Source organism: uncultured Agrobacterium sp. (assembly GCF_913777885.1).
GTDB lineage: Bacteria > Pseudomonadota > Alphaproteobacteria > Rhizobiales > Rhizobiaceae > Agrobacterium.
Genome location: NZ_CAJYTV010000003.1, coordinates 169,185 through 194,577, shown reverse-complemented (window position 1 = coordinate 194,577; position 25,393 = coordinate 169,185). Strand labels below are relative to the sequence as shown.

General features: G+C 58.2%; 22 protein-coding genes and 1 tRNA gene. 3 read left to right on the top strand and 20 right to left on the bottom strand.

Going from position 1 to position 25,393, the window contains the following annotated elements:
- The first annotated feature begins 96 nt into the window (after positions 1-96).
- The gene (locus QZ869_RS01895; protein WP_296102209.1) at positions 97-330 is read left to right on the top strand and encodes a hypothetical protein; all 234 of its coding nucleotides are present in this window, start codon (positions 97-99) and stop codon (positions 328-330) included.
- A 138-nt stretch (positions 331-468) separates the two neighbouring features.
- A complete protein-coding gene (locus tag QZ869_RS01890; protein ID WP_296102207.1) occupies positions 469-798 on the top strand; it encodes a hypothetical protein in 330 nt (109 codons plus the stop codon).
- A 324-nt stretch (positions 799-1,122) separates the two neighbouring features.
- Here the strand turns inward: QZ869_RS01890 and QZ869_RS01885 are convergent.
- From QZ869_RS01885 to QZ869_RS01855, 7 genes are all read right to left on the bottom strand, one after another.
- A tRNA-Met gene (locus tag QZ869_RS01885) sits at positions 1,123-1,199 on the bottom strand.
- A 134-nt stretch (positions 1,200-1,333) separates the two neighbouring features.
- Positions 1,334-2,530: a tRNA 2-thiouridine(34) synthase MnmA gene (gene mnmA / locus QZ869_RS01880; RefSeq protein WP_296096797.1), complete on the bottom strand. Its 1,197-nt coding sequence runs from the start codon at positions 2,528-2,530 to the stop codon at positions 1,334-1,336.
- A 189-nt stretch (positions 2,531-2,719) separates the two neighbouring features.
- Entirely contained in the window at positions 2,720-3,907 is a 1,188-nt protein-coding gene (locus QZ869_RS01875) for an OpgC family protein (RefSeq protein WP_296020556.1), read from the bottom strand.
- Between the two features lie 364 nt (positions 3,908-4,271).
- The gene (locus QZ869_RS01870; protein WP_296102206.1) at positions 4,272-5,345 is read right to left on the bottom strand and encodes a Tim44 domain-containing protein; all 1,074 of its coding nucleotides are present in this window, start codon (positions 5,343-5,345) and stop codon (positions 4,272-4,274) included.
- Positions 5,346-5,551: 206 nt separating this feature from the next.
- Entirely contained in the window at positions 5,552-7,147 is a 1,596-nt protein-coding gene (serA, locus tag QZ869_RS01865; RefSeq protein WP_296078579.1) for a phosphoglycerate dehydrogenase, read from the bottom strand.
- Positions 7,148-7,228: 81 nt separating this feature from the next.
- Positions 7,229-8,407, bottom strand: a complete 1,179-nt coding sequence (locus QZ869_RS01860; protein ID WP_296102204.1) for a phosphoserine transaminase — start codon at positions 8,405-8,407, stop codon at positions 7,229-7,231.
- A gap of 208 nt (positions 8,408-8,615) precedes the next feature.
- The gene (locus tag QZ869_RS01855; RefSeq protein ID WP_296102202.1) at positions 8,616-9,410 is read right to left on the bottom strand and encodes an outer membrane protein; all 795 of its coding nucleotides are present in this window, start codon (positions 9,408-9,410) and stop codon (positions 8,616-8,618) included.
- Between the two features lie 433 nt (positions 9,411-9,843).
- Between QZ869_RS01855 and QZ869_RS01850 the strand changes: the two genes are divergently transcribed.
- Positions 9,844-11,790: an EAL domain-containing protein gene (locus tag QZ869_RS01850; protein WP_296102200.1), complete on the top strand. Its 1,947-nt coding sequence runs from the start codon at positions 9,844-9,846 to the stop codon at positions 11,788-11,790.
- A 143-nt stretch (positions 11,791-11,933) separates the two neighbouring features.
- Here the strand turns inward: QZ869_RS01850 and glmM are convergent, their stop codons facing one another.
- From glmM to QZ869_RS01785, 13 genes are all read right to left on the bottom strand, one after another.
- The gene (gene glmM, locus QZ869_RS01845; protein ID WP_296020568.1) at positions 11,934-13,286 is read right to left on the bottom strand and encodes a phosphoglucosamine mutase; all 1,353 of its coding nucleotides are present in this window, start codon (positions 13,284-13,286) and stop codon (positions 11,934-11,936) included.
- 449 nt (positions 13,287-13,735) lie between these two features.
- On the bottom strand, positions 13,736-15,682 hold the full coding sequence (gene ftsH, locus QZ869_RS01840) for an ATP-dependent zinc metalloprotease FtsH (protein ID WP_296036273.1): 1,947 nt from the start codon (positions 15,680-15,682) through the stop codon (positions 13,736-13,738).
- A gap of 160 nt (positions 15,683-15,842) precedes the next feature.
- Entirely contained in the window at positions 15,843-17,195 is a 1,353-nt protein-coding gene (gene tilS, locus QZ869_RS01835; protein WP_296102197.1) for a tRNA lysidine(34) synthetase TilS, read from the bottom strand.
- Positions 17,196-17,215: 20 nt separating this feature from the next.
- Positions 17,216-18,235, bottom strand: coding sequence for a tol-pal system protein YbgF (gene ybgF / locus QZ869_RS01830; protein ID WP_296020575.1), 1,020 nt, complete (start codon positions 18,233-18,235; stop codon positions 17,216-17,218).
- Between the two features lie 157 nt (positions 18,236-18,392).
- Positions 18,393-18,929 carry a peptidoglycan-associated lipoprotein Pal gene (gene pal / locus QZ869_RS01825; RefSeq protein ID WP_296020577.1) on the bottom strand — a complete coding sequence of 179 codons (537 nt, stop codon included), beginning with the start codon at positions 18,927-18,929 and terminating at the stop codon, positions 18,393-18,395.
- 307 nt (positions 18,930-19,236) lie between these two features.
- Positions 19,237-20,550, bottom strand: coding sequence for a Tol-Pal system beta propeller repeat protein TolB (gene tolB, locus QZ869_RS01820; protein ID WP_296020579.1), 1,314 nt, complete (start codon positions 20,548-20,550; stop codon positions 19,237-19,239).
- A 74-nt stretch (positions 20,551-20,624) separates the two neighbouring features.
- Positions 20,625-21,809 (bottom strand): hypothetical protein, encoded by a 1,185-nt coding sequence (locus QZ869_RS01815; protein ID WP_296102545.1) that lies wholly within the window; start codon positions 21,807-21,809, stop codon positions 20,625-20,627.
- 8 nt (positions 21,810-21,817) lie between these two features.
- A complete protein-coding gene (tolR, locus tag QZ869_RS01810) occupies positions 21,818-22,279 on the bottom strand; it encodes a protein TolR (RefSeq protein ID WP_062427953.1) in 462 nt (153 codons plus the stop codon).
- Positions 22,280-22,313: 34 nt separating this feature from the next.
- Positions 22,314-23,033 carry a protein TolQ gene (tolQ, locus tag QZ869_RS01805; RefSeq protein ID WP_296020583.1) on the bottom strand — a complete coding sequence of 240 codons (720 nt, stop codon included), beginning with the start codon at positions 23,031-23,033 and terminating at the stop codon, positions 22,314-22,316.
- A gap of 264 nt (positions 23,034-23,297) precedes the next feature.
- Positions 23,298-23,738 (bottom strand): tol-pal system-associated acyl-CoA thioesterase, encoded by a 441-nt coding sequence (gene ybgC / locus QZ869_RS01800; RefSeq protein ID WP_296020585.1) that lies wholly within the window; start codon positions 23,736-23,738, stop codon positions 23,298-23,300.
- Positions 23,735-24,259: an NUDIX domain-containing protein gene (locus QZ869_RS01795; protein ID WP_296102195.1), complete on the bottom strand. Its 525-nt coding sequence runs from the start codon at positions 24,257-24,259 to the stop codon at positions 23,735-23,737. The genes ybgC and QZ869_RS01795 overlap by 4 nt, the downstream gene beginning before the upstream one ends.
- Positions 24,256-24,768, bottom strand: coding sequence for an NUDIX hydrolase (locus QZ869_RS01790; protein WP_296102193.1), 513 nt, complete (start codon positions 24,766-24,768; stop codon positions 24,256-24,258). Before QZ869_RS01790 ends, QZ869_RS01795 begins: the two co-directional genes overlap by 4 nt.
- 15 nt (positions 24,769-24,783) lie before the next feature.
- Positions 24,784-25,350, bottom strand: a complete 567-nt coding sequence (locus tag QZ869_RS01785) for a DinB family protein (RefSeq protein WP_296096823.1) — start codon at positions 25,348-25,350, stop codon at positions 24,784-24,786.
- Between the last annotated feature and the right edge of the window lie 43 nt (positions 25,351-25,393).

Here is a 25,393-nt window from a genome sequence, read left to right as displayed (position 1 = left end):
ACGCCCCACAAACGTCAGAACAAGCACGGATGCTTCCCGGTCGCGAGGAACCGAGAACCTAAGAGACAGTTGTTCTCACTCACCTGGAGAAAAGATATGAAATTTCTAAGCGCAGCAATTTGCCTTTTATCGATCGGCTTTTTGAGCAGTTGCGTCGATGACCGTTACAACGGCGCCGGATACGGCAGCATGGGCGCACGCGGTCAAACCTGTGGTTACGGACAGAACGACGTCTCCCATCCCTATGCGGGGCGATGTGACTGGCGCCGCGAAAACGGCAGGGACTGGGCCGATAGCGGAGCGAACAACTCCATCTACCGGCGACGTTAAAAGAAATACATGGCAACAAGTGGCCGGATTGCTTCCAGGCATCCAGGCACCTTTTTGCCATGAAATGATCAAAATCCATTCAGAAGCCGTTCACGCGACTGAGAGCTAAATGAGGTCACTCAAAGAGGAGTGATGAAAATGCGCAAGATCGTTCTAAGCGTTGCGTTACTGGTCAGCGGTTTGATGGGAACAGGTGCGAGTGCTATGCCTCTCGCCCAGCCTGCAGCACCCACGATGAGCGATATCCAGACGGTCGATTATGCCTGCGGGCGCGGATACCACCTCTCGCCGCATGGCTTCTGCCGCCCAAACGGACCCCCGCGTTACGAGCGTGCCTGGGATCGCAGAGATCCGTGGGAAGCCCGGAGAGAGTGGCGCGAGCGTCAGGCGAGACGAGAATGGCACGAGCGCCGAGCGTGGGAGCGCGAGCGTGAGTGGCGTAGAGGCGGATATGACTACCGCTGGTAAAATCATGGAGCCCGCCATTCAGGCGGGCTCCATTCCCAATCGCGTGAACGGTTGAACTGGAATGATCTCATGCTTCATTGAATCGCTCTTGGGCAGCCTGTTCGGCGGCGCCAACACACCAAAAACCGAAGCGGAACGCAAAGTGCGTCGCGTCATGGTGCCATTGGTCATAATTTTCTTGGTCGGGCTGGTTGTCGTGAGTGCGTTGTGATGCAGCGCATTTGATAGGACGGCGGTTTAACCTGATAAACAACGGGCAAGGCGCACGCGTTCAGCACTATCCAAGATCTTGATCTGCTGAAGCTAAAACAACTAGTGAGAGAATGGTAGCGGGAGAGGGACTTGAACCCCCGACACGCGGATTATGATTCCGCTGCTCTAACCACCTGAGCTACCCCGCCACGAGGGAAACAAAGCTGCGATCTGCGGCCCGTTTCATCAGGATGAGCGGCTTATAAGGTGCCGCTCCCCAAGGTGTCAAGCGCAACCTGCGCAAAAAGTCAGTCTTTCTACAGCCCCAGCCCACGGCCCGATTTCAGGCTGCGACCGGGTTGGCGAGCAGCGCTTTGAGCGATGCTTCCGCTTCCGCGGAGCGCTCCGAACGCTCGATAAAACCGCCGCCATAGACGCGGGCGTCTGGTCCGGGTGCGGAGTAGAGAACGCAAGCCTGGCCAGGTGCGATGCCGGCCTCGCCGATGGCGAGATCCACATAGATGCCCTTCTCGTCTGTATGGAGAACGGCCTCTGCCGGTGGGCGGGTGGAGCGGACCTTGGCGAAACAGGCGAAGCCACCAGCGGCGTCGTCTTCAAGCGCGCCGTCGCCCAGCCAGTTCATGTCACGCAGATAGACGCGGTGGGTTTCCAGCGCCTCGCGCGGGCCCACGATCACGCGGCGGCCACGGGCGTCGAGATGCACCACATAGAGCGGCTCGCCTGTTGCGACACCGATGCCGCGGCGCTGGCCGATGGTGTAATGCACGATACCGTCATGGCGGCCAAGCACGCGGCCGTCCAGATGCACGATATCACCCACAAGCGCTGCATTTGGCTTCAGCTTGTTGATGATATCGGTATACTTGCCCTGCGGCACGAAACAGATGTCCTGGCTGTCCGCCTTCTTCGCAACGACAAGCCCCATCTCTTCCGCCAGCGCACGTGTTTCCGCCTTGGACAGCCCGCCAAGCGGAAAGCGTAAATAGTCGATCTGCTCCTGCGTGGTGGCAAACAGGAACCAGCTCTGGTCACGGTCGCTATCGATCGGGCGATAGAGCGCGCGGCGGTTGGGATTGCCCGGCACGGGGTTACGACGCGAGCGGATGTAGTGACCTGTCGCCAGTGCATCTGCACCCAGTTCCTGGGCGGTGGCGAGCAGATCGGCAAACTTGACCGTCTGGTTGCAGGCAACGCAGGGCACAGGCGTTTCGCCCATGGCATAAGCTTCTGCAAACGGGTTGATCACGGTTTCGCGAAAGCGCGCTTCATAATCCAGCACATAATGGGGAATGCCGAGCGTTTCGCAGACGCGACGCGCATCGTCGATATCTTGGCCCGCACAACAGGAGCCGGCGCGATGAACGGCGGCGCCGTGGTCGTAAAGCTGGAGGGTAATGCCGAGGACGTCATAGCCCTCACGCTTGAGAATGCCAGCCACTACGGAGGAATCGACGCCACCGGACATGGCAACGACAATCCGGGTGTCTTCCGGCTTCTTGTCAAAGTCGAGCGTATTCAAGGTTTTTCCAATCGTCAGTCATAACGGGGGTAAAGGCCCCGCCGCCTGTCGTCAAATCCATTGCACCCAGCCTCAGAGAGGCGCGCAGGCTCGGATTTTCAAGCGCTGCATATAGAAAGAAAAGCCCTTAAACGCAAGTACGGGGTGGCACGTGCCACCCCGTAGAGGATTTGTCTCTGTGTTGCCGGATCAGGCGCCAGCAGTCTTCTGGCTGTCGCCGATCCACTTGTCGCGTTCGCGCCAGAGGGCTGGGATTGCCAGCATCGCAATGCCGACGACGGCAATCGCGGTCTTTTGGATTTGCGTCAGTTCCGCAGTGCGGCCATCCAGGTAGTAGATGCCGTAGACGATGGCGACATGCCAGACATAGACCTGAAGCGAGTGGCGGCCGAGAAGCTGCAGAAACTTCAGAGACAGCACCCAGATCACGCCAGCGGCGATCTTTTGTACGATTGGGTTGTGATGCTTGGGACCGGCAATGATCAGCCATGTCAGGCCAACGCCAACTGCCAGAAAGTTGATCAGGTAGACCGGGCCGAAATCGGCGCGGATTTCCATGGTCGAGAACTTGCCGAGCATGAACTCCGGCATCAAATTCCAGGCCGTCGCAATACGCAGCGGAACAAAGAAGACGCAGACGATCAGCGCGGCCTTTGCAATCCAGCTGCGCTCCGGCGAGAAAATCTTCGTCCACGGAATGCGGTTCTGCGCCGTCATCGCACCCAGTACCAAGGCGGTATAGAACACAAGCTGCCAGCCGAACAGGTTGAAGCTGACGCGAATGCCCTGCTCGTCTACCCCCTTTACCACCTCGTTCATCGGCGTGGTGAAAAGCTGCTGCAGACCGAGCTGACCCGCCATCCACACCAGGAGCGAACCGGCCATGACGTAGGCCCATTTGCCGTCGAGGCAGAGCTTCACCAGGAACGGCGCGAATACCATGTAGACGATATACTGCGGCAGAATGTCCATGAAGGTCGGCTGGAACAGGAAGGTGGCAATCGCTGCCAACCGCAGCGGATCGTCAAACGATGTCATGCCGAGCCAGTTGTACCAGATGTAAGGCGCATGCGGGATGACCATGCGCGCGAAGAGGACTGCGATCACCAGCCCCATTGCGTATTTGTACAGTTCAAGGGCGCGGTTCCAAATCATGTCGCGCCCGGCCTCGTAGCCGTATTTCACCATCTTGCGGGCATACACCATGCCGATCAGCAGGCCGGACAGGAACACGAAGCCCTGCGCGTCCTCAACGAAGGCAAACTGACGGTGGTTGATTTCCACCAGCCAGAAACCGCCTGCGAAGACCAGATGGTTGATCAGCATAAAGACGAGGAAATAGCCGCGCATCCCGTCGATCAGGTCGAAGCGTTTCATCGTTAAAGCTCTCCATTTCGCGGACCGCGCTTATGATCGGTCGCCGTGTTCCTCTACTCGGGTTTGTCCGTGGGTCGGCCCGAAGTTCGGATTGTCAACGCGAATAGAAGGCGGCGGTTCCGCCTATGCGCGCATTTGCTAAAACGCGAGCGGTTCACGTTGACGTGTGCCTTTCTGGGTTAAAAGGCTGCGACTGAATGCGGGATGAACAAAAAAAGGCAATAAATGGACAAGGATGCGGCGCTCCTTTTTCCGGCATTCAGGCCATCTGCCGAAAGCGACTGCTGACCAGTGCAAAGCGGTAAAAACAAAAAGGCGCCGGAATACAAATCCCGACGCCTTTATTATTTAAGAAAGTGAGAGCTTACGCCGCAGCCTGGATGGCTGCGACCTGCCACTCGGAACCATCCTTGCGAACGAAGGTCCACATCTCGGTCGATTCCTCCGGCTCGTGCTCGTTGCCTTCAATCACCTTTCCGGTGGTGCGATCACGCATGATGTCTATTGCCGAGTAGCGCATAGCGACAGTGGCGTAGTCCTGACCGTTTTCATGCCATGCTTCCGCAACGTCGCCCTGGAGTAGCGTCACATCGCGCACGTCGTTCTTCACGCCGCTCGTTGCGTGATCGCTGAGCTCTTCGGCCAGATAGGACATGGCTTCCGGTGTGGTCAGCTTGCGAAGCGTGCCGTAGTCCTCGGCAGCATAGGCAGACTGTACCTGCTGCAACATGTGCTGAAAGGTTTCGAGGTCACCATGCGTCACACCGATTTCATCGCCTTCGGACATGGCGTTTTCATGCGGCGCGGGCTTCGGCGCAGCTGGCGCGGCAGCCGCCGTTGCCGCAGCAGCGCCACCAAAGGCGCCGGCTCTGGAACCCATCTGCGGGATCTTGAAGCCACCCTGCCCTTTTCCGTCATTGCCGGAATAGTCGTTACGCGCATTGTTTGAGCTGGAAGCTCCGCCATAGGCCGGCTGGCCGTGGCGACGCGATGCGAAAAAGCGCATGGCAAGCATCACAAGACCGCCGATCAGCAGCACCTGTAGCAGCATGCCGAAGAAGCCTGCCATACCACCGAAACCGCCGCCCATCAGCATGCCGAACAGGCCGCCCATCAACAGGCCACCCATGAGACCGCCCATCATGCCACCGAACATGCCTCGGTTCTGCTGCGGTGCCTGCGCCGTTGGGCGCGCCGGCTGAGCCGCATTCGGCTGAGACGTCGGGTTGGTGTTGGGCGTCATACTACGGTTGATCGGCGCGGCCTGGCCCGGCGCTGTATTGGTCGCGGGCGGTGCCGAAAAGGTCCGCGTTCCACGGCTGCCGAAGCCGCCGCTGGCACGGCGTGCTTCTGCCATATCGACAGCCACGAACGAAACCGCGATCCCCAAGGCGGCAACTGCGAACAAACCCTTAAAGCGCCGTATGGCAGCAAACATCGTTATCTCCTGTTGGGTCGCCCTCCCATTGAGCGACAAAGAACGAAAGGCATATAGCAACTATCGGTCTTCATTTTGAGAGCTCAAACCATAAATATTTCGTGATACACAACCCTTGGTAGTTACCCGCCTTACGAGCCAAGAAAAAAAGCCCGGTGCGGACTATCCGCACCGGGCTCAAGGATCAGAGAAAAAGTCCTGGCCGATCAGTCGATATTGAAGGTCAGCGGCTTGACCTGGCGGATTGCCGGGTTGGCGCGCAGCTTGTTCAGCACCTCTTCCGAGACCGGACCATCGACATAGAGAAGCGCAATCGCATCGCCGCCATTGGCTTCACGGCCCAACTGGAAGTTGGCGATGTTGACGCCCGCTTCACCGAGCGTCGTGCCCATGAAGCCGATCATGCCGGGGGTGTCGGTATTGGTGATGTAGATCATGTGCTGACCGACATCGGCGTCCATGTTGATGTTCTTGATCTGGATGAAGCGTGCCTTGCCATCCGAGAACACCGTACCAGCCACCGAGCGAACCTGGTTTTCCGTCTTGACGGTCAGCTTGATGAAGCCGTCATAGACACCGGTCTTGTCGCGCTTGACCTCGGAGAGGATGATGCCCTTTTCCTTGATCATGATCGGTGCCGAAACCATGTTGACGTCTGCCACCTGCGGACGAATGAGACCGGCCAGAAGCGCGCTGGTCAGCGCCTTGGTGTTCATGTTGGCGGTTGCGCCATCATAAAGAATTTCGATTTCCTTGGTCGCGCTTTCCTGCACCTGGCCAACGAACGAGCCGAGAACGTCGGCAAGCTTGATGAAGGGCTTCAGGCGTGGCGCTTCGTCAGCGGTGATGGACGGCATGTTGATGGCGTTGGAAACCGCACCCTTGACGAGGTAATCCGACATCTGTTCGGCAACCTGCAAAGCGACGTTTTCCTGTGCTTCCGTCGTCGACGCACCAAGGTGGGGCGTGCAAACGACGTTCGGCAGTCCGAAGAGCGGGCTTTCTGTGGCGGGCTCGACTTCGAAGACGTCGAAACCGGCACCGGCGACATGGCCAGACTTGATGGCATCGGCGAGCGCTGCCTCATCCACCAGACCGCCACGGGCACAATTGACGATGCGCACGCCAGGCTTAGTCTTGGCAAGGTTTTCCGCGCCCAGGATGCCGCGCGTCTTATCAGTCATCGGAACGTGAAGCGTGATGAAGTCGGCCTGTGCCAGCAGCTCATCAAGCTCGACCTTGGTCACACCCATTTCCTGGGCCCGTTCCGGCGACAGGAAGGGGTCGTAGGCCAAGACGTTCATCTTCAGGCCAAGAGCACGCGAGCAGACGATGGAGCCGATATTGCCGGCACCGATGACGCCGAGCGTCTTGCCGGTGATTTCGACACCCATGAATTTCGACTTTTCCCACTTGCCGGCCTGGGTGGAGGCGTCAGCCGCCGGAAGCTGGCGGGCAACGGCAAACATCAGGGCGATGGCGTGTTCGGCGGTGGTGATCGAATTGCCGAAAGGCGTGTTCATGACGATGATACCGCGACGCGATGCCGCCGGAATATCGACATTGTCGACGCCGATACCGGCGCGGCCGATGACCTTCAGATTGGTCGCGGCTTCGATCAGCTTTTCCGTCGCCTTGGTGGCGGAGCGGATGGCAAGACCATCATAATTGCCGATGATTTCGGCGAGCTTGTCCTTGTCCTTGCCGAGCTTCGGCTGGAAATCCACTTCGACGCCACGGTCGCGGAAGATTTGAACGGCGGTTTCCGACAGTTCGTCAGATACGAGTACGCGAGGTGCCATTGTATGGGCTCCTTGAAAAGAGGTTCAGTCTTTAACAGCGGGAAGAATGCGCGGCCCTGCACTTCGCAGGGCCGGAATGGATCAGGCCGCAACCTTGGCAAGCGTTGCCTTCTGGGTCTCGAACGCCCATTTCAGCCAGGGCATCACGGCCTTCATGTCGGCCGTTTCGATGGTCGCACCAGCCCAGATACGAAGGCCGGACGGCGCATCGCGATAGGCGCCGATGTCGAGCGCCACATTTTCCTTTTCGAGAAGGGCAACCATGCCCTTGGCGAAATCGGCCTGGGCGCCAGCATCAAGCGCTGCAACGTCCTTGCAGACGATCTTGAGGCAGACAGAGGTGTTGGAGCGCGTCTCGTCCGCAACCGCCAGATTGGCGATCCAGTTGTTCTCCGTCACGAAGTCGAAGATCACCTTGGCATTAGCGTCAGCGCGTGCAATCAGCGCCTTCAGCCCGCCGAGGTTCTTCGCCCAGAGAAGCGCATCGATATAGTCTTCAACGCAAAGCATCGAGGGCGTATTGATGGTTTCGCCGGTGAAGATGCCTTCGATCAGCTTGCCGCCAGACGTCATGCGGAAGATCTTCGGCAGCGGCCAGGCCGGAACATAGGTCGTCAGGCGCTCGACAGCGCGTGGCGACAGAATGATGACGCCATGACCGCCCTCACCGCCCAGAACCTTCTGCCAGGAGAAGGTCGTGACATCGAGCTTTGTGAAATCAAGATCCTGCGCAAAAGCCGCAGAGGTTGCGTCGCAAATGGTCAGACCCTTGCGATCGGCAGGAATGAAATCGGCATTGGGGACGCGGACACCAGATGTGGTGCCGTTCCAGGTGAAGACAACATCGCGGTCGAAATCGACCTCTGCAAGGTTCGGCAGCAGGCCGTAATCGGCTTCGAACTTGCGAACATCCTTGAGCTTCAACTGCTTGACGACATCGGTGACCCAGCCAGCACCGAAGCTTTCCCAGGCCAGCATGTCGACGCCACGTTCGCCAAGCAGCGACCACATGGCCATTTCAACGGCACCTGTGTCGGATGCGGGAACGATACCGATGCGGTAATCGGCAGGAACATTCAGAATTTCGCGGGTGAGATCAATGGCCTGCTTCAGCTTGGCTTTGCCAACCTTGGCGCGATGCGAACGACCGAGCGGTGCATCGGAGAGAGCATCTAGCGACCAACCGGGGCGCTTCGAGCAGGGACCTGAAGAAAAATGCGTATTGCCCGGACGAACGTCCGGCTTCACTATATCTGTCATTTGACTATCCTTCCAGATAGGCGCTCCACGTTAGGGTGGAGTGTCCTGACACCGTTGCTATTCCTCTCGCCCATTTCCGTCAAGCGGAATATGTCGCAAGCTTCAAGAATTTTGTCCGATCTGCGTCAGCTGCCGGTCACTGCGCAAACGAAAGCCGCCCGTATCGCGAAGATACGAGCGGCTTAATTCTACGTTCGATCTGTGACGTTTACTTGTAAACGGCAGGCTGAACCGGAATATCGGCAGGCGGCATATACTGTGCGGTATCGCAACCATTGAAGACGTAACGGCCACCGAGACGAATCTCATGCGATGTCAGGCCCTTGTCGCGACCAGGACCAGCAGCGCCGTTGAGACCGAACATCTCCCCTTGGCCGATCTGGCGGAAGCGGTAACCGATATCGGCCTTGAAGTCGCAGGTGACATCAACCGTGGCACCAGCCATAAGAGCGTAAGCGAAGCGCCAGCTGCCCTTGCCTTCGAATTCGCAGCAACCGGAATCCGTCTTGAACGTGTCCCACTTCACATGCGCCCCGCCGATACCTGCGCCGACATAAGGGGTGACACGGCCATAGGTGCCGAGATCGACATAGGCGTTCGCCATCAGGCCGAAGGCCTGGAGCGAGGTGTGCGACTCTAGGCTGGGAGCAGTGCCCCGGAATTTAGACTTCGAGAGATAGTCAACCGTCAGGTCGGTGCGCAGATAATTGTTGATCTGATAGCCCACGCCTGCGCCGAAGAGGACGCTGTCCTTCTGGGAAGCGCTAGTGAAGCTCACATCCTCCATCGCAGATGCAGACACAGCGCGGTTAAAGCTGCCGCCACGGAACTTATTGAAGGAATATCCGACATCGCCGCGCAGGTACCAGCCGCTGGCCTCTTTCACCTGAATTTCCGGTGCGCTTTCGATATAGGCAGGAGGGGCTGTCTGATAGACATCCGCAGCAAGTGCGTGTTGACCTGCCATCAGAACGGCAACGATACCGATCAGGCTCTTCTTCATAACGGGCGGCTCCATAAGCGGTATACGCCAGGCGGGCATACACCAGTGATTTCTTCATTTATGGAATCTGAATGAAATTGGTTAAGTGACGATTAACGTGCAGCCCAATCAATATTAATTCGCTAATAAATGCGGTGAATATTGTCTTAACGACAGTAATATTTGCCTTGGCAGACGATGCTCTTGGCCAAACCAGTCATTTTCGAGCATCCAAGGATTGCAGGCCCAAAGACGCCCACAACTGCACGACGTCCGCAATATTCCCTCGACTTATTTGTATTTCTAAAGAACGATATTAACCGGTATCCAGTATAGAATGGAACAACTGCCTTCAGGATGGAAACTATTATCCGCCGCGCAGGTTAGGACGCAATGATAAGAAGCCGTCGAACCAGACGGTCAACACATGTTCCAGAGTGGGCCCTGCTTGAAAATGAACCTGAGAAGCATCTTCGCCATCACATCCCCACCTGATGACAATCCCGAACTGCTGCGGGCACAGTATCTCGCCTTTAGTCGGCAAATGCCGATGATGTATTTTATCCTTCTGTCGAGCACTTGGGCGCTGGCGTTGACATACGTATCGACGGCACCTGTGTGGCTGTCGCTCGGCACACCCCTGCTTTTCACGCTGATGTGTGGAGCACGTATCACCTTCTGGCTGCGCAAACGGCACACAGTCCCTGAAATTGCGGAGATTTCGGCTAACCTGAGACGGGTCAACATCCTCGGCACGGTCATTGCTGTCGCGTTCACCGCCTGGTCCTGCACGCTCTATCCCTATGGCGACGCCTTCCAGAAGTCACACGTCGCCTTCTACATGGCCATCACGGTCATCTCCTGCATATTCTGCATGATGCATGTGCGCTCTGCCGCGCTCATGGTGACGGCGATCGTCAACGGCACATTCGTGGTCTTTTTCGCAACGAGCGGCCATCTGACGTTGGTCGCAACGGCGATCAACATTCTGCTCGTCTGCTTCGGCATGCTGGTGGTTCTGAAAATCAATTACGACAACTTCGAACAGATGGTGCTGGCTCAGCAGAAAACGGAAGCGCTGAGCAACGAGAACCTGAGACTTGCCAATATCGACAGCCTGACCGGCCTGCCGAACAGGCGCGCATTCTTCCATCACCTCGAAACATCCTTCAAGCTGGCGCAGCAGAATGACGACAGACTCGCCGTCGGCGTCATCGATCTGGACGGCTTCAAGCCGGTGAACGACCTTTATGGACACTCCGCCGGCGATCGGCTCTTGCGGGAGGTGGCCGAAAGGCTGGGCGAGTTGTGCGATCAACGCAACATGTTTCTCGCTCGCCTGGGCGGCGACGAGTTCGCCTTCATCACATCCGGTCAGATCAACGATAATGAGATTCTCAACGACGGCAACAAGATGGGCTGTCTTTTGCGTATTCCATTCGAAACGCCGGACGCAACGATCATGATCTCGGCCTCGATCGGCATCGCCGTCTATCCCAACGTCGCATCGACCCCGGATGAACTTTTCGACCGAGCCGATTACGCTCTCTACCAAAGCAAGCGCGAACACCGCGGCAACAGCACGCTCTTTACAGCAAGGCACATCGTCGAGATTCACCGGGATGCACGCATCGAACAGGCTTTGCGCAAAGCCGACCTCGATACAGAGCTATCCGTTGTCTACCAGCCAATCCAAGACGTGACGTCAGGGGAAACAGTGGGCTTTGAGGCTCTGGCGCGCTGGGACAGCAAGCTCTTGGGAGCGGTGACGCCCAGCCAGTTTATTCCGATTGCCGAACGCGCAGGCATCGTCGGCACGCTGACGAAACCTCTGCTAAAAAAGGCTCTAGGCGCGGCGAAAACCTGGCCCGGCACTATCAGGCTGTCTTTCAATCTCTCCGCCCAGGACATCAACAGTGCCGAAGCCACGCTCGCCGTTATCGCCATCATCGTCAATAGCGGCTTCGATCCACGACGGCTTGATCTCGAAATCACGGAAACGGCCATCATCCACGACACGCGACAGGCGCGCAAATCTGTCGAAGCGCTGCGCAAGATCGGCTGCGGTATCTCATTGGACGATTTCGGCACCGGCTATTCGAGCCTGACATCCCTGCACTCGCTGCCGCTGACCAAGCTCAAGATCGACCGCAGCTTCGTCAGAAACATCCAGGACGATACCGCCAGCTACAATATCGTACGCTCTCTGCTGACGCTAAGCCGGGAAATGGGCCTGGACACAATCGTGGAAGGCGTGGAAACCGAAGCCGAGTTGGCCGTCATCAAAACGCTGGGCTGTACGCTGATTCAGGGCTACTTGTTCTCAAAACCAATGTCCGACGAAAGCCTTCATGCGTTTCTCAAGCCAGCATCTACCAGCGTTGACCAGCTGTCGGTGTAAGCAATCTCCAAAGCAGGTCTTGCGCGAAACCGCACTGCGGTTATGCGATGCAGCAGAAACCTCCCGCGTCTTCTGGATGTAAGGCTGCTTTCAGGGAAAGGAAGCCTCCCGCTAAAGCGGCACATGCCCGATGAGAATGCCGGTCAGGCAGCCGACTTCGCGTTGGCAATGATGCCGACGAGATCGTTGACGATGCGTTCGACCTGCGCACTGTCGTCGCCTTCCGCCATCACCCGGATCAAGGGTTCGGTACCGGATGGGCGAATGACAAGACGTCCCTTGTTAGCAAGCGCGCTTTCCGCATCTGCAATAGCCTGCTTGACGACGGGGTTTTCCAAGGGTTTTCCGCCGGAGATGCGGACATTCTTGAGGAGTTGCGGGACGGGCTCGAACTTGCGGCACACCTCGCTGACCGTCCGGCCCGAACGTTTTACCCGTGCCAGCACCTGAAGTGCTGCGACAAGACCGTCACCGGTGGTGCCATAATCGGACAGGACGATATGGCCGGACTGTTCGCCGCCGACGTTGAAATCGTGATTGCGCATATGTTCGACAACGTAGCGGTCACCGACCTTGGTGCGCGCAAGTGTCAGACCCTTGTCGCCAAGGAAGCGCTCGAGCCCGAGATTGGACATGACGGTTGCGACAATACCACCGCCGCGTAAGATATTGTCCTCCGCCCAGCTGTGGGCAATCGTCGCCATCAGCTGGTCGCCGTCAACGATCTGCCCACGCTCATCGACGATGATCACGCGGTCGGCATCGCCATCGAGCGCAATGCCGATATCGGCGCGCACCTCATGCACCTTCTTCTGTAGCGCGTCGGGATGGGTCGAGCCGCACTCGAAATTGATGTTCGTACCGTTCGGCTCGTTGCCTATGGTGACAACTTCCGCGCCGAGTTCCCACAGCGCCGTTGGAGCCACCTTGTAGGCTGCGCCATTGGCGCAATCGATGGCGATCCTCAAACCGCTCAGCGTCACGTCGCGCGGGAGCGTCCGCTTGACGAATTCGATATAGCGATAGATGTCGCCATCGACGCGCTTGGCGCGACCGATTTCATGCGGCTTGGCAAGCTGCGCATAGATATCCTTGTCGAGCAGATCCTCAATTTCGAGCTCAAGCTCGTCGGAAAGCTTGTAGCCATCCGGGCCGAAAAGCTTGATGCCGTTATCGGCAAAAGGATTGTGCGAGGCCGAGATCATCACGCCGATATCGGCACGAAGCGAGCGCGTCAGCATGGCGACGGCAGGCGTCGGGATCGGACCAAGCAGGAAAACATCGAGACCGGCAGCGGTAAACCCGGCAACCAGCGCATTTTCCAGCATATAGCCGGAAAGGCGGGTATCCTTGCCGATGACCACGCGATGACGGTGATGACCACGCCGGAAGATCGTGCCAACGGCAATGCCGACCCGCATCGCCAGATCCGGGGTCATCGGGAAAACGTTCGACTGCCCGCGAATGCCATCAGTTCCGAAATAGCGACGTGTCATGTGAGCTCCAAATATATGACGGCGCCACACATCGACAGGCGGCAACCTTTTCCGCTAGATGCCACAAAGCGAGTCTGGCGGCACGTAAATTACCGCAAAAACCAAATATATGTCGTGAGTGGCGGGTTTTCTCCCCAGGAAAGCGTGGGTGGGTAGCCAAGGTTCTGCCTGGCAAGACACGTGACACGACGCAGCAATCTGCCAACCGCGTATGTCATCCTCTAAGATGTGAGGCGTTCCCAGCAAGCCCTTTTCCATGACGCAAAGCTCCATTGCCCCACTCATCCTCAAGCTCGATGCGATGATAGATAGATCTCAATCGCTTGCGGCTGAAGCCTTCGGATTCACGGATCGAGGCATACGATGACGGAACACGTGGACGCGCTCACCGCCAGACAAAAAGGCCGCCCTTTTGGAGCGGCCTTTTGTCATCGACTTTTGTGCGAGATTTAGCGCGGCTGGGGTTCCATGCCGCCTTCCGCCTCGCCGTCACCCTTGGCCTCATTCGAGCCGTCCTTCTTGACGCCGGCTTTGGGGACTGCGGAACCGCGGCTGCTCGACGAATCATCGCCCATGTCGCGCGCAGGCTTTTCGCCACGCAACAGTGCCTTGATTTCTTCGCCGGACAGCGTCTCATATTCCAGCAGGCCTTCGGCAAGAGCTACGAACTCGTCGTGCTTCTCGGTCAGGATGCGGCGCGCTTCGGTGTAGGCTTCGTCGATCAGACGGCGAACTTCGCTATCGATCGTGCGCGCCGTCGCCTCGGAAACGTTCTTCGACTGCGAAACGGAATGACCAAGGAAGACTTCCTGCTGGTTCTCGCCATAGGCGACCTGACCAAGCTCGTCGGAGAAGCCCCACTGCGTCACCATGGCACGCGCAAGCTTGGTTGCCTGCTCGATATCCGAAGATGCACCTGAGGTGATGTTTTCCTTGCCGAAGGTCAGCTCTTCGGCAACGCGGCCGCCCATCATGATAACGAGGCGCGATACCATCCACTTGTAGCTCATGGAGTAGCGGTCGCCTTCGGGCAACTGCATGACCATGCCGAGTGCGCGGCCACGTGGAATGATCGTCGCCTTGTGCAGCGGATCGGCCACCGGCACGTTGAGCGCGGTGATAGCGTGGCCCGCCTCATGGTAGGCGGTCAGCTTCTTCTCGGCCTCGGTCATGGCGGTCGTGCGGCGTTCCGCACCCATCATGATCTTATCCTTGGCGTCTTCGAATTCCTGCATGGTGACGACACGCTTGTTGCGACGCGCGGCCATCAGGGCTGCTTCGTTGACGAGGTTCATCAGGTCAGCACCGGAGAAGCCCGGCGTGCCGCGTGCCAGAACTTTGAGGTCGACATTCGGCGCCAGCGGCACGTTACGGGCGTGAACCTTCAGAATGCGTTCGCGGCCGACGATATCCGGGTTTGGCACCACGACCTGGCGGTCGAAACGGCCTGGGCGCAGAAGTGCCGGGTCGAGAACGTCCGGACGGTTGGTCGCGGCGATCAGGATGATGCCTTCATTGGCCTCGAAGCCGTCCATCTCGACCAGAAGCTGGTTCAGCGTCTGCTCGCGCTCATCGTTACCGCCGCCAAGACCGGCACCGCGATGGCGACCGACGGCGTCGATTTCGTCGATGAAGATGATGCAGGGCGCGTTTTTCTTCGCCTGTTCGAACATGTCGCGGACGCGAGATGCACCCACACCAACGAACATTTCGACGAAGTCGGAACCGGAAATGGTGAAGAACGGAACATTGGCTTCGCCGGCAACCGAGCGCGCCAGAAGCGTCTTACCCGTACCGGGAGGACCAACGAGCAGCACACCACGCGGGATCTTACCGCCCAGACGCTGGAACTTCTGCGGATCGCGCAGGAATTCGACGATTTCTTCGAGATCCTGCTTGGCTTCATCCACGCCGGCGACGTCGTCAAAAGTGACGCGGCCATGCGCTTCGGTCAGAAGCTTCGCCTTGGATTTGCCAAAGCCCATCGCGCCACGCGATCCACCCTGCATCTGCCGCATGAAAAACAGCCAGACGCCAAGGATCAGGAACATCGGCAACAGCGTGCCCAGATAGCTCAGGAAACCGGACGAGCCATCGCTTTCAGGCCGTGCGACGATGGTGACGTTCTTCTGTTGAAGACGATCCATCAGCGAGTCGTCGATCACTGGAGAATAGGTTTGGAATGTCGTGCCGTTCTCGGCATAGGTGCCCAGTACGCGGTTGCCGGTTACCGTCACTTCACGGACACGGCCAGTGTCGACGTCACGAATAAATTGCGAATATGGAATTTCGCGTGAGCTGGATTGAGACGGGGACGTCTGAAACATGCTGAAAAGTGCGATCAGCAGAAGAGCAATCACCGCCCACAAGGCGAAATTTCTAAAATTTGGGTTCATTGAACTCCCCGAACTCCAACGGACGTATGACCGCCCGCCATTATGTTGCCCCTAACATAAGGAGGACAGTTGCGGTTGCCAAGGCGAAGCGGAGAAGGAGATGTGTTTTGCGGTAAAAACTCTGCGAAATTTCGACGCAATTTTCCAACGCGCCCACCTGTTACAGGCCAAGGCCGGTGATCGGGGGCTGCGCATAAGCCTCGCGGCCCAGACGAACGGCAATCGCATTGGCCAGATCGAGATCGAAACGCGTCAGGAACAGGTCATAGGGCGCAAGCAATGGACGGATGGAAATCGCTTCCATCAAAACCCTCGCCTCTCCCGCCTCTTCAGCCTTGTCTGGCCTGAGATGAGGCTGCGCCAACCGCGCACGCTTGAGGACGCCTGAAGGAATTCTGTCGGGACAGTCGCCCTGTCCTTCTCGCGCCGTATCGGCGCAACCTTCGCCGCTCACGACCATGGCGACGTCCGAGCGATTGGTGATCTCGAACCGCCCATCCCAGACGACAGTTGCACCGGAAGAAATCGTTGTTCTCGGCACATCGCGGTTTTCCCGCATCAGATAGAGTCCGTCCTTGCGTCGGTCGAAGACGACGCGCCCCGCCGTAAGCCTGCCGGGCATTCCTCCGGCCAGAAATTCCATCACCCTGTCCAGGCTGTCGGCGGCGAGCGGATAAGGCCTGCCACCGGCAACGCAGGCCAGCGCGGAGATCGCATAGCGAAGAATGCCGGCATTCTCTCCAAGATGCTCTGCGTGCAGCCGGATCAGGCCCGCAGGAAAGACATCGACGGCGCGGGAAACGAATGCGGCAGCACGCGACGCAAGCTCTGCCCTCTTGAGCGATGGAGCGGCCAGGGACAGATCAACAGGCTCCGGCGTTTTGCGGACCCGCACCCGTTCATATTTTACATCCTCGTTAGACGGATCGTCGAACCAGCCCTGGTTCTTGGTCACGAGATAATCGCGTATATCCTGGCGCCTTACATTCAGAAACGGGCGCAGCACCCAGTGCCGGGAATTGTAAAGAACCGCATCGGCCATGCCGGAAAGGCCGGGCCTGTCCTGCGCCGCATTGCGATGGCTGCGCATGGTAATCGTTTCACGCTGGTCGTCGCGCGTATGGCCAACGACGATAGCAGTCGCGCCGATCTTGTCGGCGACCTGGCCGATCAGCCGGTAGCGCGCCAGTCGCGCCGCAGCGGAAACGCCGGTTTTGGGCTTCTCGTCAGTCCAGCGAAGGCTGTGATGGGGGATGGCAAGCGCATGGCAGAACTGCGCGACCGCGACCGCTTCATCGGCAGCCTCGGGCCGCAAAGCGTGGTCTATGGTGACAACCTCAAGTTTGACATCGACCTGAGCAAAGAGGCGAAGACTATCGTTGAGTGCAAGAAGCAGGCCGGTGGAATCACTGCCGCCTGAGACGGCAACAAGAAGAATGGCGGGCTTTTGAAGTCTGTCGAGAAAGATCCGCGCTGCCTGAAGTGGCGCAAGCGGAGAAGACGGCGTTGCCATGGCAGGGGCTGCGAGCAGGCTCAGCAGCCGATACGCTTCTGTTCGCTGGTGACTTTGCCCAGAACGGTCTTGGAGGCGCTCGGATAGCGCTTGGGCACTTCGCGCAAGGTCGCGCAGGCGGTGTCTTTATTGTCGAGAGCGGCAAGCGACATGCCGAGCTTCAAAAGCATTTCAGGCGCCTTGGGAGACTTTCCGTAATTCTTGTGGCCGTCGAGAAAGGTCTTTGCGGCAGCGGTAAACTTGCCCTGCGAATATTGCGCTTCGCCAAGCCAGAAGCTGGCATCAGCCGCCTTGGAGCCATTGGGATAGCCCTGAATATACTTTTCGAAGCCCTGCTCCGCTTGCTTGTAGTCGCCAGCCAGAACATGGCTGTAGGCTGCCTGATAGATATCGTTCTCGCTGGTCAGCGCAGCGGTATTGACCGGATCGGTACCACTCGGACGGCTGCCGGTGGCGACACCGGGAAGAGCGCCCGCAGAATTATTGGCGTTGGAATTCAGCGTACCGCCAACCGGCAGGCCGCGAGAATCGAGTTCGATGGAGCCGAGCGTCGTTTCCCCAGGTGCGGCATTGGAGCGTGGCCCGGTCGAAGCGGCACCGCCCGCCACCGAAGCGCCGTCGGAAGACGGCTCCCCGATGATGGTGGCGACATCGTCAGATGGCGCACCAGATGTGCCGGCAGGCGGAAGATCCGCCTCCGCCTTCTTCTTCGGCGTCGCTGCCGGTGCTGAAGACTTGCCACCGCCACCTTCCAGCTGCTGGAAGCGGAATTCATTATCTTCCTGCGCCTTGCGAATAGTTTCCTGCATCTGGAGAAGCTGGAAGCTCATCTCTTCGATGCGACCGTTCAACTGGCGGATCTGCTCTTCAAGCTGCTGTACGCGATAGGTCTCATTGGCCTGGACATTGACCACCGGAGCCTTCGAGTTGGTCGTGCTAGCGCTCCCACTCCAACCGAACAACGGCTGCGACATCGCTGTGCCGCTCAAGCCGGTGCAGGCTGCAAGCCCCAGCATTCCCGCCACGACAAGTTTCTTCATAGTGCTTCCTGTCTCATTGATTTGCGCCCCAGCGGCGCAACTCCAGATTTTTTCCATCTGCGATTAAAAAGCAACTTAACTTCGGCCAAACTATGAAAAAAACGAAAGGCGGCCCGGGGGCCGCCTTTGCAAAATTCATCACGATTGCGCGAGGCAATTACATGCCAGCGCCGCCAAGAACGGTAACCGCACGGCGGTTCTGCGACCAGCAGGAGATGTCGTCGCAAACGGCGACCGGACGTTCCTTGCCGTAGGAGATCGTCTTCATGCGGTTGGCAGGGACGCCCTGAGAAGCGAGGAATTCCTTCGTGGCGGCTGCACGGCGTGCGCCGAGTGCCAGGTTGTATTCGCGCGTGCCGCGTTCGTCGGCATGGCCTTCAACCGTGATGGCGTAGTTCGGGTAGCGAGCAAGCCACTGAGCCTGGCGCTGCAGGGTCTGCTGCGCATCGGCACGGATCGAGGTCGAGTCGGTATCGAAGAAGATGCGGTCGCCGACATTGACGGTGAAGTCCTGCTGCGAACCGGGTGTCGCAGAACCTGCACCACCATTGAGGCCGAGATCGCCTGCGCTGTTGGGCATGTTCTTCTTGTTCGCGCAGCCGGCAAGTGCCAGAGCGAGCGTCAGAGCGATGACAGCCGGATTGCGGGCGATTTTCTGCATTGGGCTAAGCGCCGAAGTGTGTGTACGGCTCATCGCCGGTCTCTCCTTAGGATTTCGATAACGTTGCCAGACGCTAACCGATTGAGGTTAACGGCCCCCGAACGCGTATGGTTAACAAAACGGAAATGTCCCAGTTTTTTGCTCCCTCACAGCTATTTGCGGCAAGAAAGAGGCGTATTTCCGGCATTCTCCACAAAACCGCCACAAGAGCCGCGACTACGGACTAATGTGACGGGTATTGATCGTATATGTCATGCAAGCCTGTGCGACGGTCTGGTGCGACATGCACCGTCACACACGGCTACTGCCCTACAGCGAATCGCACAGATCGCGACACGCTTCAGTCCAGCAGCGGCGACCACGCCGGGTCGGAAGCATAGGTCGGTGTCTTCACCTGCTGCTCGTTATAGCCAGTCAGATCGATGGAAAAGAGCTGCGGGCCACCGGCGCCTGCGTTCTGGCGGAAGAACATCAGGACGCGACCATTTGGCGCCCATGTCGGACCCTCATTGTGGAAGCCCGACGTCAGAATGCGCTCGCCGGAGCCATCTGGCTTCATCACACCGATGGAGAACTTGCCGCCCGACTGCTTGGTAAAGGCAATCAGATCGCCACGCGGAGACCAGACCGGCGTGGAATAAGCGCCATCGCCGAAGGAAATACGCGTCTGGCCGGAGCCGTCGGCATTCATCACATAGATCTGCTGGCGTCCGCCACGGTCGCTTTCGAACGCGATGCGCTGGCCATCCGGCGAGTAGGACGGAGCCGTATCGATCGCGCCGGTATTGGTCAGACGCGTCGTTGTACGCGAGCGCAGATCCATCGTGTAGATATTGGCGTTGCCTTCCTGCTGAAGGCTCATGATCACCTTCTGACCATCGGGCGAGAAGCGCGGGGAGAAGGTCATGCCGGGGAAGTTGCCGACGACTTCGCGCTGTCCGGTTTCCAGTTGCAGCAGGTAAACGCGCGGCTGGTTGCCCTCAAACGACATGTAAGTGACTTCCTGGCGGTTCGGCGAGAAGCGCGGCGTCAGAACAAGGTCGTTGCCATTTGTCAGGTTGCGAACATTGAAACCATCCTGGTCCATGATGGAAAGCTGGCGCTTGCGCTGCTGCTTCGGACCGCTTTCGGAAACGAAAACGACGCGGGTATCGAAGTAGCCCTTTTCACCAGTGACGCGCTCATAAATCGCATCGGCGATGATATGGGCGACGCGACGCCAGTTTTCCGGCTGGGTAAAGAACTGCTGACCCATCATCTGCTGGCCGGCGAAGGTATCCCACAGACGGAACTCGGCGCGAAGACGGCCATCGGCCTCCTTCGTCACGCGGCCGGTAACCAGTGCCTGCGCGTTGATGACCTTCCAGTCTTCGAAGCGTGGCGACTGGTCGGGATTGCTGATCTTCTCGATGAAGGCACTCTTGTTGATCGGCGCAAACAGCCCCGAGCGTTGCAGATCGGCTGCGACCACGGCGGAGACCTGCGCGCCGATACCGTCACCCGACATGAAATCGGTGATCGCGATCGGCAGCGGTTGGACATTGCCTTTGGTGATGTTGAGCCGAACTTCCGCGTTGGCCGGCGTGACCGCAACGAACGACAGGATGAGGCCGGAGGCCACCATCATCGCGCGAAGGAAAGAGAACTTGATCATCGAAACAAGCCTTTCAGCTTTTTATGAATTGCACTTTGATCGGAATAGGGATGTGACAGTTTCAACGTCCTGCCTCACACACCGAAATCGTCCGGCGTGAATGTCAGCAACAACGTGTTCCATCCTTTTTCACCATCGTATTTATCCGCTGGGAGATTGGTAAATGGCGCGGATCTCATGACAGCGCGGACCGCACTGCCCTCCACCGCACGGCGCGTGCCTTCCGGCCCGCCGGTTGCGGAAACCTCAGGCCGCCCGACAATCGCGCCCGACCGATCGAGCTGGACACGCACTTCGACGACCACCTGCGCGACATCCGTCAGACCGGCGACCATCGACCAGTTCTTGGAAATCTGCCCGCGAAGGGCATCCATCTCGCTGGCACTCAAACCCGTGCCGATCGTCTTCTTGCCGCCAAGCGCCGCCGTCTGGGTTGAGCGCTTCGCGCCGCCGCCGGATGGCGCCTGCTTGTTGAGAAGCGCTGAAATCTCGTCGGCGTTGAATTCGCTCTGCTGAGTTGCGGCAGCTTTGGCGGTTTCCTGCTTGCGATCAGCCACCTTCTTGTCAGAAGGCTTTTCATTGGCCTTGGCCTGATCGCTCTTCTTCTCGGTGGGTTTTTCCGCAGGCTTCTGCTCAGCCGGTTTCTGGGCCTCGGGCTTTGGCGGCTCGGGCTTCTGTTCCGGCGGCTGCGGGCGCGCATTCGGGCGCGGCACATTCTGCCGCACGGCAATTTCCGCCGGTTCCTGGCTCTGCGGTGGCGGCTCTTCAGCCTTTTGTTCGGCTGGCTTTGGCTCGGCAGGCTTCGGCGGTGGCGTGATTTCCGGTTTTGGCATGGGAAGTGCCGCCATCTCCTGCGGCTTCGGCGCGGTCTCTTCCTTTACGATGTCCTTGACGTCGTTCGGGTTGGTATCGACGACCGGCGCCGGTTGCTCCTGCTTGGGCGGAGCGGCGGCAGCGACATTGTTGTTCGGCTTTTCAGTCGGCGTGGGCGGCGCATCGAGATCGGCGCTGTTGTTGCCGATATTTTGCGCGTTAGGTACGGTGTCAGGACGCGTGGTCGGCACCGGCGCGGATTTCTCCGCCTTCGGCGCCTTCTTGTCACCCTGTTGAATCTGCGTCATTTCCTCGACGGACACGAGTTCTACAGGCATCGACTCGGCCTGAGACACCTCGAGCGGTGCCGGCGAGCCCAGGGACACAAGGGCAAAGGCCAGCAGCGAGGCGTGCACAATCGCAGATGTGGTGATGCTGCCCTTCATCGCGGTCGTCAATTATCCTGTTTCTGTTGTGTTACGAGGCCGATATTCTTGAAGCCGGCACCCTGGATACGTGCCATCACATCCGCGACAACGCCGTAGGCGGCGACAGAATCGGCACGCACGAAGACGCGCTCATTGTATCCGGTGGTGGCAATCGCCTTCAGCTTGTCGGCCACTTCCGCCGCTTCGATCGGCGTTTCCTGCAAATGGATCTGGCCATTGGCATTGACCGAAATGGTGATCGGCTGCGTTTCCGAATTGAGAGCAGACGCAGAGGTCTGCGGCAGATCGACCGGAACGCCGACCGTCATCATCGGTGCTGCCACCATGAAGATGATCAGCAGCACGAGCATGACGTCCACGAGCGGTGTCACGTTGATTTCGCTGATCGCACCGCCGCCACGGCGACCGCGTCCACGGCCGCGACGACCACCCGAACCACCACCGCTTCCGCCTGCTGACATACCCATCGCGTTTTACTCCACTGGCTTTCGGCGTTGCGTCTTACTGCGCGGCCTGACGCGTCTGCAGCTTCTCGTCGATCTGGCGAGACAGGATCGCGGAAAACTCGTCGGCAAAACCTTCCATCCGTGCGGAAAGCTTGTGCGCATCGCCCATAAACTTGTTATAGGCCATGACGGCCGGAATAGCGGCCACGAGGCCGATCGCCGTTGCCAGAAGCGCTTCGGCAATACCGGGCGCGACGACCGCAAGGTTGGTAGATTTCGAACCGGCAATTGCCTGGAACGAGGTCATGATACCGACAACGGTGCCGAACAGGCCGATGAACGGACCCGCAGAACCGATCGTTGCCAGCGAGCCGAGACGCGCCTCGAACTGCTCAGCTTCACGTGCCATCGTCACATCCATGGCCCTATCGATACGCATCTGCAGACCGATCGGCGAACGCGCGCCGCGCTCGAAGGACTTCTTCCATTCGCGCATGGCGGCCACGAAGATTGCCGCAAGACCGCCATTCTGGCGCTCGGCCAGCGTGCGGTACAGCTCTTCAAGCGACTGGCCGGACCAGAATACCTGTTCGAACTGATCGAACTGACGTCGTGCCTTGGTGAAGCTCATATATTTGTCGATGACGATGGCCCACGTCCAAACCGAGGCGGCCAGGAGGCCGATCATCACCAGCTTGACGATGAGTCCAGCCTGCATGAACAGCGCCCAAAGACTCACATCATGCGTTGCCGCTGCCAAACCTGCCTGTTCCATAAATATTCCAATCCCCGAATCCAAACGCCCGGTGCATGACCGGGCGATTCAAACACGCATCAATGCGTTAAGCGTCGCGGTTAAGATCCGCCAGCCCGTCGCCTTTGCCCCGATAACTGCCAGTACGCCTTACTCGCCGCTAAATTTGGTAAAAGGAAGGCGTATAACCCACAAATACCGGGCGTTTCAGTAAGACTACATTATGGTTAAGGGAGTGTTACGAAACATGGGGCCAAGAGCGGGTTTTCTGTCCCGCGCTCCGGTTTACTTCAAAAACTTCTCCGCAATGGTGTCCGGAAGGCGTCTTGGTCTTCCTTTGCCATTGATGACGGCGATGATCACTTTTGCCGCGATCAGCAGGGTCTCGCCACGGCGGATTTCCTGGTTCAGTATCATTTTCGCCCCACCCGCCTTTTCGGTGATGGTAGTGATGGTCAGCACATCATCCATCCGTGCCGGGCTTTTGAAGTCGATCTCCATGCGATGAACCACGAACACCAGGCCTTCCTCATCCGCCGTCAAAAGCGCACTCTGCTCGCAACCGAGGCAGCGCAGATAATCGGTGCGTCCGCGCTCGAGGAAATGCAGATAGCGGGCGTGATAGACGAGGCCGGAGAAATCCGTGTCTTCGTAATAGACCCGCTGCACCAGCCGATGGCCGTGTTCGATCAATTCTCCTGATAGGGAAACGGTAATGTCAGTCATTCTTGAGTCCTGGGTTGATTGCCTTCACGCACGATCACATGCTGATGTCGCGTGGGCAGAGTCTCGATGCTGTCGGCAATGAAGACGGGTCGCAGATCGTTCTGTCTCAGGGCCTTGGCCGTTGCCGGCAACCAGCAGAATTCCACCTCGGTCTCGCCATCGGCGACGCGGTGAATGATATCGCTCTCACGAAATGGGAAGGATTCATCGAGACGGATCTGATAATAAAAGGCCATTTCATGCGCCTGATAATCGCCGTAGGCGAAGAAGTTCTCCGCCGACCAGACGAGGCGTTCGATACTCGCCTTCACGTGAAGCTCTTCTTCAATCTCGCGCAGGATCGTCTCTTCCGTGCTTTCGCCAATTTCGGCCCGCCCACCCGGTAGCGCCCAGTAACGGTCGGTCACACTGCGGTTCACCAGAAGATAGCCTTGGTGGAAGATCAGCGCAGCCACGCGAAAACTGAAGAGCTGCGGCTTGTGGTCCAGCCGGATCATATGGCGCGGTTGGGAAGTGCTCATTTGTCGTCCAGATTGCCGTCGTCCCACACCACATGGCGGGTGGATGGGGGCAAGTTTTCGATCTCTCGGGCAATGAAATAGGGCGGGATATCGAGTGCCGTCAACGCCTCTGTCGTAGCCTTCGCCCAGCGAAACTCCAGCGCATTCTTGCCGTCCTGGACGCGGTGGATGATCTTCTCCTCATCGAAGGGAAAGCTTTCAGGCAGGTCCATCAAATAATAGAAGCCAAGCTCGTGCCACTTCCGACCCTCGTAATGAAAGAAGTTCTCCACCACCCAGAGAAGCCGCCCCACTGAAACCTCGGCACCCAGTTCTTCCACCATCTCGCGCGCCAGCGTCTCTTCCGATCGCTCGCCCATTTCCGCCCTTCCGCCCGGAAAGGTCCAGAATTTTTCGTGGGTGGCGCGGTGGACCAGCACATGGCTGTTGCGAAAGGCGATACCGGCAACGCGCATCTGAAAGAGGCGCTTCGGCTTGAATTTTATACGAATACGGGTGTCTTCAACCATCAGGCATCCAATAAATTAAACAGGAAACATCAAATCAGTTTCCGTCCATCCTAATGCCTGCAATTCGGTTTTGCGAACAGGAGCATCGTCTCCAACGAGAAATTCATCGAGCTGTGGGGGCTTAAGCCGAGTGCCGGACAGCATTGCATGAACCTGGCCGCGATGATGCGTCTGGTGCTGGAAGAGATGGGAGAGAATATCGTCGCAACGATCCTGCTGCACCCGCGCACCGCGATAAACGTGAACCGTTGCGAAGAGCATCTCTCCGTCCAGACCATCGACGAAGGATATCAAATCCATATCGAGGGCAGCTTGCACCTGCGCCAATGTCTCCATATCGGTGTAGGGCTCGCTGACGTCGAAGACCTTGGGACCCAACGAGCCGCCCTTCATCGCATCGAGATAGAACATGTCCACCAGATAGATGTGATTGAGGGTCTCACGGATCGTCGGAAAGAAGCTGGTGCGTGGAGCGACCAGTTCCTCTGCCGTCAGTTGCAGGCACGCTTGGTGCAGGCGAAGATTGGCAAGCCTGTTGTTGCGCGCCAGCTTTTTGAAAACCCGTGTCGGATCATACGTCATCTCGTCACTCCTCTCGCATATAAGTCATGAAGCCCGACGCGAT